Below are 17,007 nucleotides of genomic sequence, written 5' to 3'. Positions count from 1 at the left end.
TCCGCTTCAAGGCCTGCCGACCATGACCCTTTTCTCCGCTGTCGAACTTGCTCCACGCGATCCGATCCTTGGCCTCAACGAAGCCTTCGGCGCCGATACGCGTCCGGACAAAGTCAACCTCGGCGTCGGCGTGTACTACGACGCCAACGGTCACGTTCCCCTGTTGCGTGCCGTGCGTGAAGCCGAGAAGGCGCGCCTCGAAGCCCAGCTGCCGCGTGGCTACCTGCCCATCGACGGCATCGCGCTTTACGACGCAGCGGTGCAGAAGCTGCTCTTTGGCGCCGGTTCGCCGCTGCTCGCCGAGCGCCGCGTTGTCACCGCGCAGGCCCTGGGCGGTACCGGTGCACTGAAGATCGGCGCCGACTTCCTGCATCGCCTGAATCCCTGTGTGCCGGTCGCTATCAGTAATCCGAGCTGGGAAAACCACCGCGCACTGTTCGAAGGCGCGGGATTCCAGGTCGTGGAATACCCGTACTACGACGCCTCCTCCCATGGCGTGGATGTCGATGCCATGCTCGGCGGTCTGGCGAAGCTGCCCAAGGGCGCGATCGTCGTCCTGCACGCCTGCTGTCATAACCCGACGGGTGTCGACCTCGGCACTGATGATTGGAAGCGCGTGATCGAGACCGTGCGCGAGCATGACCTCGTGCCCTTCCTGGACATCGCGTACCAGGGCTTCGGGGACGGCATCGAGGCCGATGCGATCGCCGTGCGCCTGTTTGCCGATGCGGGCTTGCCCTTCTTCGTCGCCAGCTCGTTCTCGAAGTCGTTTTCGCTGTACGGCGAACGCGTCGGCGCGCTGTCGATCGTCACCGGCTCGCACGACGAAGCGCATCGCGTGCAGTCCCAGCTGAAGCGGGTCATTCGCACTAACTACTCCAATCCGCCGACTCACGGTGCGGCCGTGGTCGCTGCGGTGCTCAACCATGACGACCTACGCGCTACCTGGGAAACCGAGCTGGGCGAAATGCGCGAGCGCATTCGTACGATGCGTCGCGGTCTCACGCAGCGTCTCTCGGCGCACGGCGACTTCGGTTTCATCGAAGCGCAGCGCGGCATGTTTTCGTATTCCGGACTGTCATCGGCTCAGGTGGATCGCCTGCGCACGGAGTTCGGCATCTACGCCGTGGGCACGGGCCGCATTTGCGTGGCCGCGCTCAACGACGGCAACCTCGACCGCGTCGCCGAGGCGATCGCCAGGGTCATCTAGCCGTCCATCGCCACCTTCGCCGGCGAACGCCTCGCGCTCGCCACGGCCCTCCATTCGCAAGAGATATCCCGATACATGTTCTTTCGAAACCTGACGCTGTTCCGCTTCTCCGCCCCCGTCGCCACCGATCTGGACCGCCTCGAAGAGGTGCTCCCCGAGCATCGCCTGCGCCCGGTGGGTCCAATGGAAATGTCGACGCGCGGATTCATCTCACCGCTCGGCCGTAAAGAAGAGGCGCTGGTCCACATGGTGGGCCGCAACACCATGGTCACCGTGGGTAGCGAAGATAAGCTGCTGCCGTCGGCCGTGGTGAACGACGAGATCGCCAACCGTGTGCAGAAAATCGTGGACGAGGAAGGCCGCAAGGTCAGCGGCCGCGAGCGCAAGCGCATGAAAGACGACGTCATGAACGAGCTGCTGCCGCGCGCCTTCGTGCGCACCTCGCGCATGTCCGGCTATGTCGACAAGAAGAATGGCTGGCTGGTCCTGGATACGTCCAGTCGCAAATCGGCTGAGAACACGCTCAGCCAGGTCCGCGAAGCGCTGGGTAGCTTCCCGGCCGTACCGCTGGCACCGGAGGAGTCGCCGCGCATCCTCATGACGCACTGGGTCGCCACGGGCGAGCTCCCGGGTGGGCTGGTGCTCGGCGACGAATGCGAACTGCGTGACCCGGCCACGGCGTCGGGAGCTATCGCCCGCTGCCGCCGGCAGGATCTCGATACCGATGAGATTCGCGAGCACCTGCGCACCGGAAAACAGGTGTTCCAGTTGGGTTTGGTCTTCGACGACCGCATCTCATTCGTGCTCGGGGAAGATCTGATCCTGCGTAAAATCAAGTTCACCGATGTGGTTCTCGACGGCCAGGCGGATAGCCCGGAGTCGGCCGCCGCGGAAATGGATGCGAATTTCGCCCTCATGGCACTCGAGTACGAGCGCCTGCTGGGCAAGCTGGAAGAGTGGTTCAAGCTGCCGCGCCCGGAGTAATCCCGGAGCGGCCGCGTCGCAGGATTCGATATGGCTTGGTGGCAAGTTCGTCGGGATCGACCAGAGACTCGCGACATGGCATCTGAAGAAGGCGAATGGCTTGAATTGTCGACCCTGACGGGCGGCACCATTCGTGTGCTCAAGTCGGCGCATCCGCGCGCCCGGCGACTGCGCCTCACGGTGACGCCGAAGGGTGCTCGCCTCACCTATCCCAACGGCACGCACACCGCGCAGATGGCGGCGTTTCTCCGCCATCACGCCGATTGGCTGGAACAGAAGCTGGGCGAGTTCCATCTGGACGCCGCGCCGCTGCCTGCCCTGAAAGTCGGTGTCCCGACGTCCTTCCCTTTTCGTGGCGAAGAGGTCGCGCTGGACTGGGCCGAGGGTGCGTATCCGCGGGTGGACCTGCATCCGGGCGGTCTCACGCTGGTGATTCCAAAGCCCCACACGCGCGCACTGATGGTAGCGAGAGGCTTGCTGGCCAGTTACTTCGAGGCGCAGATTCGCCGTGATGTCTCACGCTGGCTGCCCGCCTATATTCCGGTGATCAACGCCGCACCCACGGCACTCAAGGTGCGTCCGCTTAAGAGCCTGTGGGGTAGCCTCGACACGCGCGACAGGATCAACCTCGATCTCGCGCTTGCCCTCGCACCGCCAGCCGCCTTGCGCTACGTGCTCGTCCATGAGCTATGTCATCTCAAGGTGCGCAACCACTCGCCGAAGTTCTGGCACTGGGTGGAAACCGTCTTTCCGGATTACAAGGAGCAGCGCACGTGGCTGCGTACGCATGGCAGCGGACTGAAGATGCAGCTGGACAGATTGATCGCCGACGTCGCGGACTGAAGCGGCCACAAGAGCCGCTCCGTCCGCGGCGAATCAGTGCGCCAGTGCGAAGCCGGTGATGATCTTCGCGGTTTCTTCCGGCTTCTCGAGCATGGGCATGTGATTGCAGCCGTTCATGATCGTGGCGCCGATCGAGGGCGAGCTCTTCAGGCCGTTGCGCAGGGTGTCCAGCGCTGAGACATCAATGATCTTGTCTTCGCGGCACCAGATACCGAGCACCGGCATCTGCAGCTTGCCAATCACCGGATCCAGTGAGTAAGCCTGGGCGGGCTCCTTCAGCTGTTCGAACGTGTGCGCGATGAAGTCGTGGTCCTGCTCGTTACGCGCGAGCAAGGCGTCCTCCAGGCGACCCGGGATGTTCGGCTTCACCAGGAAGATGCGACCGAGCAACGCTTCCAGATCGGCGCGATCCTTGAACAGGAACGGATCCTTGCCGGCCTTGACGTCACGAACGAAGTCGTTTTCCTTGAAGGTAAGGCCGAGCGAACTCGACAGCACCAGGCTCGCCACCCGCTCAGGATGTTGGTCAGCGTAAACACCGGCGATCGCGCCACCCATCGAATGGCCGACCAGCAGGAAATGCTGGGCACCGACGGCGGTAGCAAAGGCTTCGAGGCGTGCCGCCTGCGCCGGAATGCCGTAGTCGCCGCCCTCATTGCGTGAGGACTCGCCCCAGCCAGGCAGATCCGGAGCGATCACGTGGAAGTGATCGGTCAGGCCCTTCGCCATCGTCAGCCAGGTTTCCTTGTTGGCCGCGAAACCGTGCAGAAGCACGATGGTCGGGCCGTCACCACCTTCGTAATACGACCAGGTCGTATCGCCCGCGACCACGGTCTTCTTCTCCATGTGTGCGGACATGGCCAGGCGTGCGGCATCCGCTTTGAGCAGCAACGATGGAGCGAACAGGTAAACGCCGCCAGCACCGATACCGAGCACCAGGGCGACCACCACGAGGAACTTGAGGCGGCGAAGAAGCAGGCGCTGCCAGAGCGGGCGGCTGTCGGCGGAAGCGATTGTCGGGATCTTGGCCATGGCTTACTTCTTTTTCGACTTGCCGGCGAGGATGGCTTCGACGGCTTGCTGGGTCATCGGGTGATAGCCACTCTTTGCCTTGGCATAGGTTTCCTTCGCAAACGCCAGGCCTTCCGGTGTGCGCGCAAACGCGCGGTAGAGCGGCGTGGTCAGGTACAGGCGACCGATGCGGGTCATGTGTTCGGCGGCTGCCGTCCACACATCCTTGTCCCCCGCGGCGATGGCGTGCGCGTACCAGCGCATGCCGATTTCCGCGTTGGGCGTTCCGGTGAGGTGCCAGGCAGCGTCGATTTCCTTCACCTTCGGCAGCGGCATCACATCGGGCATCCGATCGAGGAAGTACATCCACTCCTGGGTGTTCCAGGTCTTGGCGTCGAGCTTGTCCGCCGCGAGCTTGCCGGCAAGGAAGTCGGTGCGCTGCTTGTCGATGCCGTCGAAGCGGGCGGAGGTCGGCAGCGGTGCATCCTTCGGGATGCCCGGCTGGAAGATCCACGCGCGTGCCTCGGCCTCACTCATCTTGCCCGGGTATTTATCCAGCAGGTTGGTCTTGAGGTAGGCGAACATCGTGTCGGTATCGATGCTCTGGAAGGCGAAGTGCGCGAAGTAGCCTTTCAGGTAGGCATCGAAGGTCTCGCGACCGAAGCGCAGCTCCAGCGTGCGCAGGAACCAGGAGCCCTTGTCGTAGGCAACCGAGGACAGCGAATCGTCCGCGCCAACGCCGCGTGCGTCCGGCGTGAGCTTCTGCGAATTGGCCGGCATGTCACCGATGGTCTTCTGCAGTTCGCGTGCGGAGAGGAGGGCCTCTTCGTCGGCGAGCGTCTTGCCGTAGACCGCTTCGGTGATACGGCCCTGAACGTACGTGGTGAAACCTTCGTTCAGCCAGATGTCGCGCCATGCGGCGCTGGTCACCAGGTTGCCCGACCAGGAGTGCGCGAGCTCATGCGATACCAGTGAGACCAGGCTCTTGTCGCCGACCAGTACGGTCGGTGTGGCGAAGGTCATGTTCGGGTTTTCCATGCCGCCGAACGGGAACGACGGCGGCAGCACGAGGATGTCATAGCGGCCCCAGGCGTACGGGCCGTAAAGTTGTTCCGTCGTGGCGATCAGCTTCTCGGTGTCCTCGAATTCGTGAGCGGCCTTGCCGACCACGCTGGGCTCGGCATAGACGGCGCTGCGCGGGCCGGTTTCCTTCACTGCGATATCGCCGGCGGCGATCGCCAGGAGATAGGACGGAATCGGATGCGGCTGATCGAAGGAGAAATCGCCGTTGAGTGGATGCTTCGCATCGTTGATCGCACTCATCACCACGCGCACATCCTTCGGTGCGCTGATGTGTGCGTCATAGGTAAAGCGAATGGCCGGGGAGTCCTGTAGCGGTACCCACGACCGCGCGTGGATCGACTCCGACTGCGAGAACATGAAGGGCTGCTTCTTGTCCGCGGTCTGGTCCGGCGTGAGCCACTGCAGGCCGGAAGCCTCGGGCACCGTCGTATAGGCGATACGCACGCTGCCCGGATGGGCCGGCGCCTCGATGGTCAGCTTCGAGCCGAGTTCCTTGTCGCGCGGAGCGAGGGCGAACTTCAGCGGGGTAGCCTTGCCCGAGCCATCCACGGCGTCGACGCTGGCGATCTTCAGGTCGCGCGTGTCGAGTACGAGATCCTTCGCCTTGGCGTCCTTCCAGTCGAGCTTCAGCGTGGCATTGCCAGCCAGTTCGCGCTGCCCGAAGTCCAGCTTCAGGTCGAGATCGAGGTGGGTGACCTTGACGACGGCAGGCTGGGCATAGGAATGCGGATCGGCGGCGAAAGCCACGACGGGGAACGCCATGGTGAGGGCAAGTACGGGGAGCAGACGCATCGAGGGGATCATCCGATGGAAGGAGAGCCCCAAGTATGCCACCCCTGTCAGAGCTTGTAGGCCCGATGGATCGCGACGATCCCGCTGGTCAGGTTGCGGACTTCGACGTGGCCGAAGCCGGCCTTGAGCATCATGCCCTTCAGGGTTTCCTGGTCGGGATGCTTGCGAATCGACTCGGCGAGGTACTGGTAGCTGTCGGCATCCCCGGCGAAGAGCTTGCCCAGGCGCGGCAGGATCTTGAACGAATGCACGTCGTAGAGCTTCGAGAGCAAGGGGCTCTGCACCTTGGAAAACTCCAGCACCAGGGCGCGGCCACCGGGCTTGAGTATGCGGTGCATATCCGCCAGGGCCTTGTCCTTGTCGGTGACGTTACGCAGGCCGAAGGCGATCGTCACGGCGTCGAAGCTGTTGTCCGGAAACGGCAGCATTTCGGCGTTCATCTGCGCCCAGCGCAGACCGGACACGAGGCCGCGATCGGTGAGGCGGTCGCGGCCGACGCCGAGCATGGCGGCGTTGATGTCACCTACCACGACTTCGCCTTCCTCGCCGACCACCGGCTTGAGCAGGGCAGCGATATCGCCCGTGCCACCCGCGAGATCGAGCACCCGGTCGCCGCGGCGCACGCCGCTTACGGCGACGAAGTGGCGCTTCCAGAGGCGGTGGACGCCGAACGACATGAGGTCGTTCATCAGGTCGTAGTTACGCGCCACGGACGTGAACACCTGGCCGACGAGCTTTTGCTTGTCGGCCAGGGGAACGTCACGGAAGCCGAAATGAGTGGTTTTCTGGGAATCCATGCTGCGCATGGTACTCCGGATCATCCGCCCAGACAGCTGCCGCTATCGCGGTCAGGGTCCTGCCGGGGGCGGCAACGTGTTGACCACGTCGAACTGGCCGCTGCCGAGCTTGAGTGACGTGCCGTAACTCGGGCGCGCGAAGAACACGTTCTGCAACCCCGTGTTGGGCGCGAGCAGGTCGGCCAGGGGCTGCTGGCCAGCGAAGGGGTAGATCCGATTCCAGCTGCTCGAAATAGGCTCGTACAGGCTGTTCGGATCGATGCGCACCGAAAACGTCGTCCCGCGCACGAGGTCGGGCGCGCCCATCGCCTGCCGTATCTGCTCGATGGATGCCGTCGGCGGCACGGTGGTGACGCGAACGCCGTGGACACTGGGATAGATGGAACGAACCGAGAGCTCGGCCGAGTCCCGGTCGTATCCCTGGTTTCCGCGGTGGCGTCGCAGATCGCTTTCCTTGAACGGCATCTTGCCGTAGTACCAGAGGTCGGCGGGAGCCTGCGCCCGCGGTACCGGCCGCAGGCCACCGAAGCGCGTGGTCAGGTCCAGAGGCGCCGCCGCTGCGGAGGTCCCGGGCTGTGACGTCATCAGGAGCTGATGCCAGCGCGCCTGGTTCAGCGCCGCCTCCCAGCGGATCCGTTGCCCGGCGGAAATGAGCGGGGCCGTGACCTGCGCGCCCACCTCGGGCGCTCGTTCGACGCGCATCCGCGCGGCCACCAGCTCGCGTTCTGCCGGGTCGGGGAATGCCAATTCGATTTCGGCTTGGTACGCGTCGTAGAGGTCAGGCAAGGGTTCGGGACTTCCCGCTTGTCCACGCCCGCTGCCCCCACGCAGACCCACCCGACGGTAGGCCCAGGTGCCTGTCGAGGTCCGCTGGATCGCGGGGCCCCGGAAGGCCGGGCCCGCATCGGGACGCGTCAGTCGCCAGCTGGCGTAATCGCTGTCGTGGATCACTCGGTACAACTGCCCGTTGTGTTCGATGTAGGTCTTGCCGCCGATGGTGAAAATTCCCTCGGCATTGGCCTGGCCGGACTTGCGGATGTTCCGTGCGACGAAGCGCGGTTCGAAGACGACGACCGGTCGCACGGCCGGCCTCGCTTCCACGAGGCGTCCCGCCACGCGAAAGCGTGCGCCCGCTATCGCATGTCCCACAGATGAGGAAGTCAATGCATACACGGGTAGCGCTGCGGAAAGCGAGGTGTTGTAGAACTCCGCGAAGTCGACAACCACCTCGGCAGAGTCGCCCGCCTTGATGTCGTCGTAGATGCGCCACGCGGCCTGCGCCGCCCGTGCCGGCGCGGTGACGACGCCCTTGATCGCATCCTCGACGATCCTGTGCGTGGTCGCCGTACGCAGCCGCTCCACCAGCCACGCCCAGTGCGCATCCTCCGCGCTGCGTGTGAATGCCTGCGCGTTACGCAAGCCGAGTTGTACATCGACCTCATAGGCGGCTTCCAGAAAGTCATCGCTTACCTCGCGTTCGTCGAAGGGTGCCTGGGTGCGGGTGTAGGCCGCCGCCGTGCTGGACCCCAGTACCCAGTTCGCGAGGTTGTCGCCGGCGAACTGCCGTGTAGCGCCGTTAGCAAGTACGCGGCCATAGTCGGCCGGGAGCCGGTCGAGAAGATACTCGCGGAACGCGGGATGGTAGAAGAATCGCCGACCCGCTTCGGCTCGGTCCGGGAACTCGCGGAAAGTGATGCCATCCGGTGCATCCGGTGTATAGAGCACGATGCTGGCTACGCTCCCTGGCTGGCGCACGCCGAAGGCTAGAATGTCGCGCAGCGGCGTGCCGAGATAGGTGATCTGTCGCACGACGATCTCGTGTCCTTCGACGCGTGCCCGGCCTGCTGCCGTTGGCGTGTCGAGTGCCGCGCGGACCCAGTGGTAACCGCGCTCTCCACGATCGGTGACGAACGAGCGCGGCGCGTCGTCCATGTAGTACGACAACCGTGCCTCGGCCGCGAGGAACCTCATGTGTGCCCGCTGCAGCGCTGCGGCGTCTTCGCGACGGACCGATGCCTCGCTACCCGAACGGAATACCGATTCCACATACGCCTGAAAGCGTGTCGACAGGTTGAGATCCCGCACGAGCCGGCGAATCGCTGCATCGTCCAGGTTGGCGATCGAGGTGCCATCGCTCGCGCTGGCGCTCAGCCTTACCGGCTCGAAGGGCGCCAGGTTCTGGTAGGCAAGGTCGATCAGCTTGATACGTTCTGGCGTCGGCCCCTCGAACAAGGCTTGCAGTGACTCCAGTCGCGTGGCGACATCGGCGCTGCGGTCGATGCGGATCTGGATGTCCGAAGGGTCCTGGGTAACACCGAGCGCGCGCAGGCGCTCGCCGAGCATGGTCGACGCATACGTGGGCAGGTCCATCGGCACGCGCAGGCCCGCTTCGGTTTCACGTCGGGCAACCTGCCCAAGCGTGTCCACGTAGCGATCGCTCGCGTCCCGCCAGTCGGCGGCCACGATCGCAGGGACGTGCTCGAGCCGCTGTGCGTTGAATGTCTCCAGCAGCGCCGCATGACGTGCGGCGAGAATCGCTTCGACATCGAAAGCACGGTCAAGCTGCAATGCGCGAAATGCCGTGTCGACGAAGAGCTGCGCGCGCGACGTGGTCTCGTCGGCCAACGAATATTCGAACCATGCCTGACGAAGCTTGTCGCGCTGCACGGCGATCAGCCGATCGGCGAGGGTGCCGAAGGGATCGCTGCCGATCTCCCGGGAGTCGACGAAAACATTCGGCCCGACCGACGCGAGATGCTGACGAGCGATACCGGGAAGATCCGATGCGTGGACGAGTGCAAGGCGTGCGCGCCGCTCCAGCTCGGCATGAGCGTCACGCAGTCGCGGGAACGACTCCCACCCTCGGTCATGAGAGAACACCAGGGTGCGTTCGGGAACCCGTTCGTCCTGGATGAGCAATGCCCCGGCATAAGCGTTGGGTCCGAACATCAGCTCGCGAACCGTCGTGCCGGGTGGTGGGCTGGCACCGTCGGCCGACGTGATGGAGCGGACCAGGGCCATGGCGATTTCATCGAGGCGACCGTCTTCGCGGGCGAGCACGGCCAGATCGCGTGCCGCGTCGGCGAGCCGCCCCGCAAGAGCGGCACGCCGCGAGCTTCCGGCGGTGCCCCCCATGGGCGGCGAGTTCCAGTAGGCATCCACGGCGACGAGATAGGGCGACAGGGTCTCGGGCCCTGCGGTTTCGGGAAGGCCCGGCATGCCGGCTTGTTCGGTGGCCAGCCAGGCCTGCAAGCCGACGAGACGATCGAAGGCGTTCGAGGCCTCCTGGTGAATGCTTTGCACCTGTGCAGGCGGAGCCTGCGGCGGAGTGATATCCATGACGATTTCCTTGTCGTGATGAGTCAGTAGCGAACGGGCACGAGTGGCGCGGGCTGTTCGCCACGGCGCCCGGCGTTGACGATGTAGTTCGAGGGGATGCGAATGGGGTCGCTGCTCGTCAGCTGGTATTGGTATTCCCCGTTGGGAAGCAGGCGTCGACGCATTTCAAAATTGCCTCCCGGCCCCCGGACAACGTGCTGGTTGCCGACCGGACGCCAGGGATCGCGGAGGCTCGCCGTGTCGATCTGGATCGCGTACCCGAGCGGATCACGCTGCCCGGCCTGTTGCATGGGCGACGTACCCAGCGCCTCGGCCAGGCGGCGTGTCGGTGTTTCCGGCGGAAGGACGGACACGGGATACGTGCGCGGTCCTTGGGGCGTGTCGATCCATGCCTCGTGAGGCCCGAGCGTGATGCCCTCACGGTTCGACCCGGGCCAGAACTCGGGCTCGAAGTGACGGTCGCTGAAATACCAGACACGGCTGGGCCATTCGTCGCGAGGGACGAGCTGAGTGGCCGGCAAAGACTCGGTCGTCGCCCGACCGGTGGAGGCGCCCGAGCGCCGGGAAGGCACGCGTGGCATCTGCCGCGCAGTGGCGAGCGCGTCGTCCCACCGTGCTTGCTGGCCTGGTGATAGCGTCGGCGCGGGAGCCGGCACATGGTCCGTGGACGAGGAGATTTCAGGAAACTGGATGTCGATACGCGGCGCCGAGCCTGGCGACGACGGTGGGGACGGGATGCGGCGACCGTCATGCTGGGCCCACCCACGGATGTCCAGCACCTCGGCACGCTCGGCGCGCAGGGGGAACCGCGTTTCCAGTTCATGCAGGAACACGCGCCGCTGATGCGCACTCAATTCGGCGATGTCCGGATGGAGGTGCGGGTCTACGATGAGGGCGCTGCGTGGTGGGACGACGACTTTCATGTGCGTTCCATCGGTCCTGACCAACGCGAGCGCACTCGGATTGTCGGTGAGCGCCGCCGCGATCTCGGCGCGCATGGGTGCGATCACGGCAGGCAAGGCCATCAGCGGCGGCGCGTTTACGGCCGGGGCGGCGACCGGCGCAACAGGTGGCGCGCCACCCGGCGCCGCAGCGGCGACCGGAGCGGCATGGTCACGGACGGCGAGGCGATGCAATCGCTCGCGGAACCGACGCATCCCGCCTTGCAGGCCGACACCTTGTGCATACACCCATCGACCATCCATCCGTTCGATCAGCGGCCCGGTGAAGCGGGCATCGAGAACGCTGCCCCGGGCCGGCGCAAGACGCCAATGGCCGTAGTCGTCATCGTGGCGCACGGCGTACAGGGTGCCGTCCTGCTCGACATACGACCGGCCGCGAAGCCGGAAAACGCCTTCGTTATCCGGCTTGCCCGGCTTGCGAATGTCGCGCATGGCGTAGCGTTCGTCGAAACGGACACGCCCGGGCGACATCCGTACCGGCGTGCTCGCCACGCCGCGTGTCGCGGCTTGCGAGCGTACGATCGCGCCGGCGACATGACGCCCGCCGATGAAGGGCGGCACGGTAAGGTTTAGCGCGTTCACGTAGCCCTCGGTAAAGGCGATGACGGCTTGACCGGTATCGCCCGCCTTTACGTGGTCGTAGAAGCGCCAGGATGCCTGGGTCATGCGTGCGAGGCTCGCGGGTACGTCGGCGAGCGCGGTGGTGGCCATTCTCGCCACCGGGTCGATCCGGAAGCGGTCCTGCACGTAGCCGAGTAACGCGTCGTCATCCGCATCGGCCGTGGAGCGGGCGAGGAATCGAGTGTCGCGCCGGTGCTTTTCCACTGCTGTGTCGTATGCAGCGGCGAAGAAGTCTCCATGGACTTCGCGTTCGTCGAATGGTTCGGCGGTGAGTGTGTACGGGGCCTCCCTGCTGGCGCCGAGCACCCAATGGGCGAGGCGATCGCCGGCGAACTGGCGGGTGATGCCATTGGCCGACACGGTGGCGAATTCGGCAGGTAGACGATCGAGCAGGTATTCGCGGAAGGCTGGGTGGTAGAGAAAGTATTTCGCGGCATCCTGCCGGTTTTCGAATTCGCGAAAGGTGAGGCCATCCGGCGCGTCGGGCGTGTACATGACGACGCGAGGCGCACTGTTCGGCGTGCGTGAGGCGACGATGAGGATGCCGTCCAGCGGCACCTGCCGATAGGTGAGTTGGGAAACGGCGATCTCGTGCTTGTCCACGCGGCGTTGCCCGCCTGGCATGCTCAACACCGCTTCAATCCAGCGGAATCCCCGTTCGTTGTGATCGTCGATAAACGAGCCGGGTTGGTTGGGGATGTAATACGACAGCCGTGCTTCGGCCGCCTCCAGGCGCATTTTCGCCGCCTGCACGGTCGTCGCGAGTTTGCGGGCGAGGACGCCCGCGGCTCCCTGACGAAGTCGCGCTTCGACGTGGGCCTGGTAGCGGTTTGCGATGTCGAGGTCACGAACGATGCTGATGATCGCGACATGGCTGAGGCGGTCACGAAGGGAGGTGCCCTCGGCATTGACGGCACGCAGGGTATCGAGGGAGAAACGACCGATGTTCTGGCAAGCAAGATCGACCAGCGACATGCGCCGCGCCGTCGTCGAGCCCGGCAAGGGGTCGAGGGGTTCGAGGAATGTCGGCAACACCTTGATGCGGGCAATCTCGACGGTGATCGCCTCGGGCGACTCATCGACGCCAAGGGCCGCCAGCCGTGCCGCCAGCTCGCGCGAGGCGAAGGCGTGCAGGCTCAGCGGTGGCCGCATGCCGATGGCTGCGCGAAGCATGGCCGCTGCTGCCAACGTCTCGTTGTAGGTATCGCGTGCCTCATACCATGCGGCGCGGACCTCGCCAGGGACATTCGCCAGGCGTAGGGCGACGACCGACTCAAGCAGCCTGGCCTCTCGCAGGCTTTCGATCGCGTCGATGTCGAGCATCGCCGCCAACGACAATTCGTAGCGGATGCGATCGCCAAAACGGGTTGCTGCATCAGGCTCGTCGCTGTCGAGGACATAGTCATCCGCGGCGAGCGCGATACGGCCGAGTTGCACGTCGATCATGCGGTTGGCCAGCGCGTCGGCGAACGGGCCGGTGATATCCCGCCAGCCGACGGCGCCCACGGTCTTAGCTTCGGCGAACTCGTCGTTCTCAAGGCCGGTGGCATCCGTGGCATCCACCGACTCCAGCAGTCGGCGACGGGTCGACTCGACAAGACGTTCCGGAGAGTCGAACGCCTCCCATCCGCCGTGGGCTGTGAACAAGAGGGCCAGGTCCGGCAAGCCGTCATCGACGATGATCAGCGAGCCCGCATGCGGCACACCGCCGAGCATGAGTTCGCGTACATGCACGCCCACGGGAAGGCCCTGGCCGTCCGCGGCGATGACACGGGCGGCGAGCGCCGCCGCGTTATCGCTCAGCGTGCCGTCGAGCCTGCGCAGCGTGGCTTCTTCCTTCATCACGCTAAGCAGGTGCTGGCCAAGCGTGGTGGCACGGGTCGCCCAGAACCCGGGAAGCGCGTCGACCAGCTGTCGTGCGCCCGTGGCGCTCGGTTCGGTCAGCGACGGTTGTGTCTCGTACATGCTCATGAGCGCATCGCGCGTGGCAGCCAGGCGACGTAACGCGTCGACAGACGGCTGGCTTTCTGCCTGCACGACCTCATGCGGCGGTATCGTTTGGACATCCATATCGTTCTTCCTTGTCACGGTGAAGGGCCGGCTCTGTTGGTGCCTGGCGCCCGGGAATGGTGCGGGGATGCGGCGGCGCTACGGCGACACCCGGCCGCTGGTGCTGAAGTCGCCGGCGTCGAGGCCGAGGAAGCTGACCGGGAAGCCCACGTCGGGCTGCACCACATAGGTGGGCTGCGGACCACGACGGTCCTCGATGATCCTCAGGCCGGGAGACTCAGGGGTGCCGTGCCGGCCTCGATAACGATCCAGGTGCAGCCGGATCCACGCTGGACCGCCTGTAGGTCCCGGCGCTTGCACGGTGGCGGGCAATCCGGTGAGTCCCGAGCCGGGAACGGCCTGAAGAGGTAGCGCCAGATCGGTGCCACCGTTCAGAGCGATCCCACGGCCGAGGGGGTAGTGCCAGAGCTGGGCGGGCCATTCGCTCGGCGGCAGAACGCGCCACGTGGCCCCTGGGCCGGGCTGCGTGCCGATGGGTAGCGGCTCTGGCGGGGTGGCACGGGCCGCACGCAACGCATCGTTCCACGCCGTGTGCTGGCGCAACGTCACGAATCTCGGACGCGCCTGCGAAGTCGCCTCCCAATAGATAAGGCTCGCCTCACCGCCATTGCGCAGACGCTCTCTGAACGACTGCTGGAACGTCCAGCGCTGGAACTCGCTCAGACCAGCGAGCGCCTCGCCGGTGACGCCGCGCGTGCGCGGTTGGGGAAACGCCGTGTCGTCAGTCCAGCCGCCACGCAAACCGATATCGGTGCGCACGCGCCAGTCTCCGCCCGGCACACGCGCTACCGGTGGCCCGGGACGCGCGGCGTCCAGCGCATTCGGGTGCGCGAGGCGCCAGGTGGCGGAGGCAGGGTCGTGCCTGAGTTCGAAGACGAAGCCCCGCTGGCGAATGTATCGACGGCCGCCAAGTCGGTGCACGCCAAGGGCATCGGGCTGCAAGCCGCTCAGGTCGACATCGCGCGCGGCGTAGCGCGAATCCAGCCAGTGCCGCGCGTCCGGCAGACGAATGCCGCTGTCTGTGGCGCGTAGCGCGCCGACATCCGGACGCAACGAGAGTCGGGCTCGCCTTACGCCAGGCAAACCTGCGCCCCAGCCTGTGAAGCTCAGCGACGCGGTATAGGCCTCAGCAAAATCAATGAATGCCTGATGGACGTCGTTGGCCTTGACACTGTCATAGAACCGCCAGGTCGCCCGCAATGCCTGGCCGACCGCGCCGACTGTGTCCACCACCGCCGTTTCCGGGCCACGTGCGCTCCGCATGACGGTGCTGACGACGCCGGTGACGGACTCGGTGTCAGCCTGGGAGGTACTACGCCCCAGCCACGTGACGTCGCGCGCCTGTCGGACGATCTCGGCATCGAACAGTGCCGTACGCAGGTCGCCATCGACCAGGCGCTCCTCGAACGCTTCCTCGGTGAGGGTGCCGCGTCCTTCGCCGGGGGCGGCGAGCACCCAATGGGTTCGCCGCGTGGCTTCTGAGACACGGAAACGCCGGCCGCTTCCGTTGGGAAGCGCTTCGCCAGATTCGGCCGGCAGGCGCCGTAGCAGGTAGTCCTGAAAAGCGGGTGCGTAAAGAAACTGCCGGCCTGCCGCAGCGCGGTCGCTGAACTCGCGGAAGTCACGGCCGTCAGGCGCTCCCGGCGTGTACAGCACGACCCGCGATGAACTGCGTGCGTCGCGGACGCCGATGACCAGCACATCACTCACTACGGCGCCCCGATAGACCAGTTGGCGCACGGCGGTCCTATGATCGCCGACGGTACGGCGGGTCGCCGCTACCGGGCTGTCCAGCACGGCTTCAACCATGCGGTATCCGCGTTCCTCGCGATCGTCGATGAAGGCTGGTAGCTCGTCGCTCAGGTACATGGTGCTACGCGCGGCAGCGGCTTCGACGCGCATGCGCGCTTGTTGCAGTCGCATCGTCGTCTGGCGGAAGGTTCGGCCCTGTGGATCGCTCACGCGCGCACGCAGGTAGGCTTCGAAGCGAGGGGCCAGGTTGAGCTCGCGAACCATCTCGCGCAGGCGCGGCATGCTCGGGGTGGTCGAACCCGAGGGTAGTCCCCTCGTGACGATCTGGAGCCTTCGCCCATCGAAGTAGCCGATGTTGCGCAAGGCGAATTCCGCGAGGCTAAGGTGGGTAGGAGGTATCGCTGGCGCCGAGCCGATCGACGGCGGGATGAGGCCTTCGCTTCCGCTGGCTTCGATCCGAATATCATCGGGGTCTGCCTCGATGCCGCGGCTCGCCAGCGCGGCCACGAGTTCCTTCCGGGTCCATGCCGCCAGCGTGAGCGGGGCGTCGTCGTGATGTCGCGCCGACGACGCGGCGCGCATCCGAGCCAGCCGGTAGCCTTCCATGGCGTCGCGCCAGCCTTGGGCTACCTGCGTGGGTACAAGGCGCATGCGTTGTTCAAGGAGGGTGGCGGCAAGGCGCTCTTCGCGTTCGGCGAGCAGGGCGAAAACGTCGAGCTTGTCGTGCAGGTCGAGGGCCGCCGTGGCGTCGTCGATGAACCGGGAGGACGACACCGTGTCGCCGGCCGACGGCCACGCATCCTCGACCTTTTCTCTCTGCAGTCCGGCGATCCGCCGGGCCATCGAGCGAAACACGTCGGCTTGCTGCGGCAGCGAATCGACGAAGCGATCGTTGGCGAGTACCTGGGCGGTGTCGTCCGCGCGAATTCCCGGCAGTTCGCGGCGGCGCGCCAGCGCCTGCCGCAACCATAACTCTGTCTCGCCATGCAGGTGGTCGAGGCTGTCGAAAGCGTCCCAGCCGCGATCCGGCAGGAAGCGAAGGACGACGGTAGGATCGTCGCGGTCGTATACGATGACCGCACCTGCGTAGTCCACCGGTCCGATGCGCAACGAACGGACTTGCACGCCTGGTGGCAAGTCGCCGCCGTGCGAGCGCGCGAAACGCTCGGCGAGGTTCGCTGCGACGCCGTCGAGCGTGCCGTCGCTGCGGCGGACGAGGGCGTCGTCGCGCATGACAGACGCCAACCGCGTGGCCAGGGCATCGATGCGTGGCACGGGTGGCGCGCCCGGGGCGTCTTCTACCGGTCGCTGCCAGAACGCATCCAGGGCGGCGAGCAGGTGCGTGCGGCCTTCGGCGACGGGATAAGCAGGTAGCGCGGGTAAATCCTGTTGCTGGGCGGCCAGCCACGCATGAACGGCGACAAGCCGACCCAGGGCGTCGACGGTCTCCTGCTGCGTGCTGTTGACGATCGCCGCCGGCGCCTGCGGGGGATGCATGTCCATGCCGCGTCCTTTGCGTGGAAATCCAGCGCAAAGGTTAGGA

General features: G+C 65.6%; 9 protein-coding genes. 3 read left to right on the top strand and 6 right to left on the bottom strand.

The window, feature by feature from the left end; all coding sequences use genetic code 11:
• Positions 1-22: 22 nt before the first annotated feature.
• The 3 genes from HB634_RS13120 to HB634_RS13110 all read left to right on the top strand — a co-directional run bounded on the left by HB634_RS13120 (position 23) and on the right by HB634_RS13110 (position 3,037).
• On the top strand, positions 23-1,210 hold the full coding sequence (locus tag HB634_RS13120; protein ID WP_213948882.1) for an amino acid aminotransferase: 1,188 nt from the start codon (positions 23-25) through the stop codon (positions 1,208-1,210).
• 75 nt (positions 1,211-1,285) lie between these two features.
• Complete coding sequence (locus HB634_RS13115; protein ID WP_063573422.1) at positions 1,286-2,194, top strand: recombination-associated protein RdgC; 909 nt, start codon at positions 1,286-1,288, stop codon at positions 2,192-2,194.
• Between the two features lie 75 nt (positions 2,195-2,269).
• The gene (locus tag HB634_RS13110) at positions 2,270-3,037 is read left to right on the top strand and encodes a YgjP-like metallopeptidase domain-containing protein (protein WP_213948881.1); all 768 of its coding nucleotides are present in this window, start codon (positions 2,270-2,272) and stop codon (positions 3,035-3,037) included.
• 33 nt (positions 3,038-3,070) lie between these two features.
• Here the strand turns inward: HB634_RS13110 and HB634_RS13105 are convergent, their stop codons facing one another.
• The 6 genes from HB634_RS13105 to HB634_RS13080 form a co-directional block, all read right to left on the bottom strand.
• Positions 3,071-4,069, bottom strand: coding sequence for an alpha/beta fold hydrolase (locus tag HB634_RS13105; protein WP_255548566.1), 999 nt, complete (start codon positions 4,067-4,069; stop codon positions 3,071-3,073).
• Between the two features lie 3 nt (positions 4,070-4,072).
• Complete coding sequence (locus HB634_RS13100) at positions 4,073-5,923, bottom strand: M1 family metallopeptidase (RefSeq protein WP_213948880.1); 1,851 nt, start codon at positions 5,921-5,923, stop codon at positions 4,073-4,075.
• Between the two features lie 47 nt (positions 5,924-5,970).
• A complete protein-coding gene (gene ubiE / locus HB634_RS13095; RefSeq protein WP_213948879.1) occupies positions 5,971-6,720 on the bottom strand; it encodes a bifunctional demethylmenaquinone methyltransferase/2-methoxy-6-polyprenyl-1,4-benzoquinol methylase UbiE in 750 nt (249 codons plus the stop codon).
• Positions 6,721-6,771: 51 nt separating this feature from the next.
• Positions 6,772-10,059, bottom strand: coding sequence for a DUF6543 domain-containing protein (locus tag HB634_RS13090; protein ID WP_213948878.1), 3,288 nt, complete (start codon positions 10,057-10,059; stop codon positions 6,772-6,774).
• A gap of 23 nt (positions 10,060-10,082) precedes the next feature.
• Positions 10,083-13,712 carry a DUF6543 domain-containing protein gene (locus HB634_RS13085; protein WP_213948877.1) on the bottom strand — a complete coding sequence of 1,210 codons (3,630 nt, stop codon included), beginning with the start codon at positions 13,710-13,712 and terminating at the stop codon, positions 10,083-10,085.
• 78 nt (positions 13,713-13,790) lie between these two features.
• The gene (locus HB634_RS13080) at positions 13,791-16,967 is read right to left on the bottom strand and encodes a DUF6543 domain-containing protein (RefSeq protein ID WP_213948876.1); all 3,177 of its coding nucleotides are present in this window, start codon (positions 16,965-16,967) and stop codon (positions 13,791-13,793) included.
• Positions 16,968-17,007: the final 40 nt, after the last annotated feature.

Origin of the sequence: Luteibacter sp. dw_328 (assembly GCF_018449605.1) — a bacterium.
Classification (GTDB): domain Bacteria; phylum Pseudomonadota; class Gammaproteobacteria; order Xanthomonadales; family Rhodanobacteraceae; genus Luteibacter.
This window is presented reverse-complemented; position numbering and strand designations above follow the sequence as displayed.

What these genes read in the sequence shown, in the direction of transcription:
- HB634_RS13120 (WP_213948882.1), top strand. Translation starts at nt 23, where the DNA reads ATGACCCTTTTCTCCGCTGTCGAACTTGCTCCACGCGATCCGATCCTT.
- HB634_RS13115 (WP_063573422.1), top strand. Translation starts at nt 1,286, where the DNA reads ATGTTCTTTCGAAACCTGACGCTGTTCCGCTTCTCCGCCCCCGTCGCC.
- HB634_RS13110 (WP_213948881.1), top strand. Translation starts at nt 2,270, where the DNA reads ATGGCATCTGAAGAAGGCGAATGGCTTGAATTGTCGACCCTGACGGGC.
- HB634_RS13105 (WP_255548566.1), bottom strand. Translation starts at nt 4,069, where the DNA reads ATGGCCAAGATCCCGACAATCGCTTCCGCCGACAGCCGCCCGCTCTGG.
- HB634_RS13100 (WP_213948880.1), bottom strand. Translation starts at nt 5,923, where the DNA reads ATGCGTCTGCTCCCCGTACTTGCCCTCACCATGGCGTTCCCCGTCGTG.
- ubiE (WP_213948879.1), bottom strand. Translation starts at nt 6,720, where the DNA reads ATGGATTCCCAGAAAACCACTCATTTCGGCTTCCGTGACGTTCCCCTG.
- HB634_RS13090 (WP_213948878.1), bottom strand. Translation starts at nt 10,059, where the DNA reads ATGGATATCACTCCGCCGCAGGCTCCGCCTGCACAGGTGCAAAGCATT.
- HB634_RS13085 (WP_213948877.1), bottom strand. Translation starts at nt 13,712, where the DNA reads ATGGATGTCCAAACGATACCGCCGCATGAGGTCGTGCAGGCAGAAAGC.
- HB634_RS13080 (WP_213948876.1), bottom strand. Translation starts at nt 16,967, where the DNA reads ATGGACATGCATCCCCCGCAGGCGCCGGCGGCGATCGTCAACAGCACG.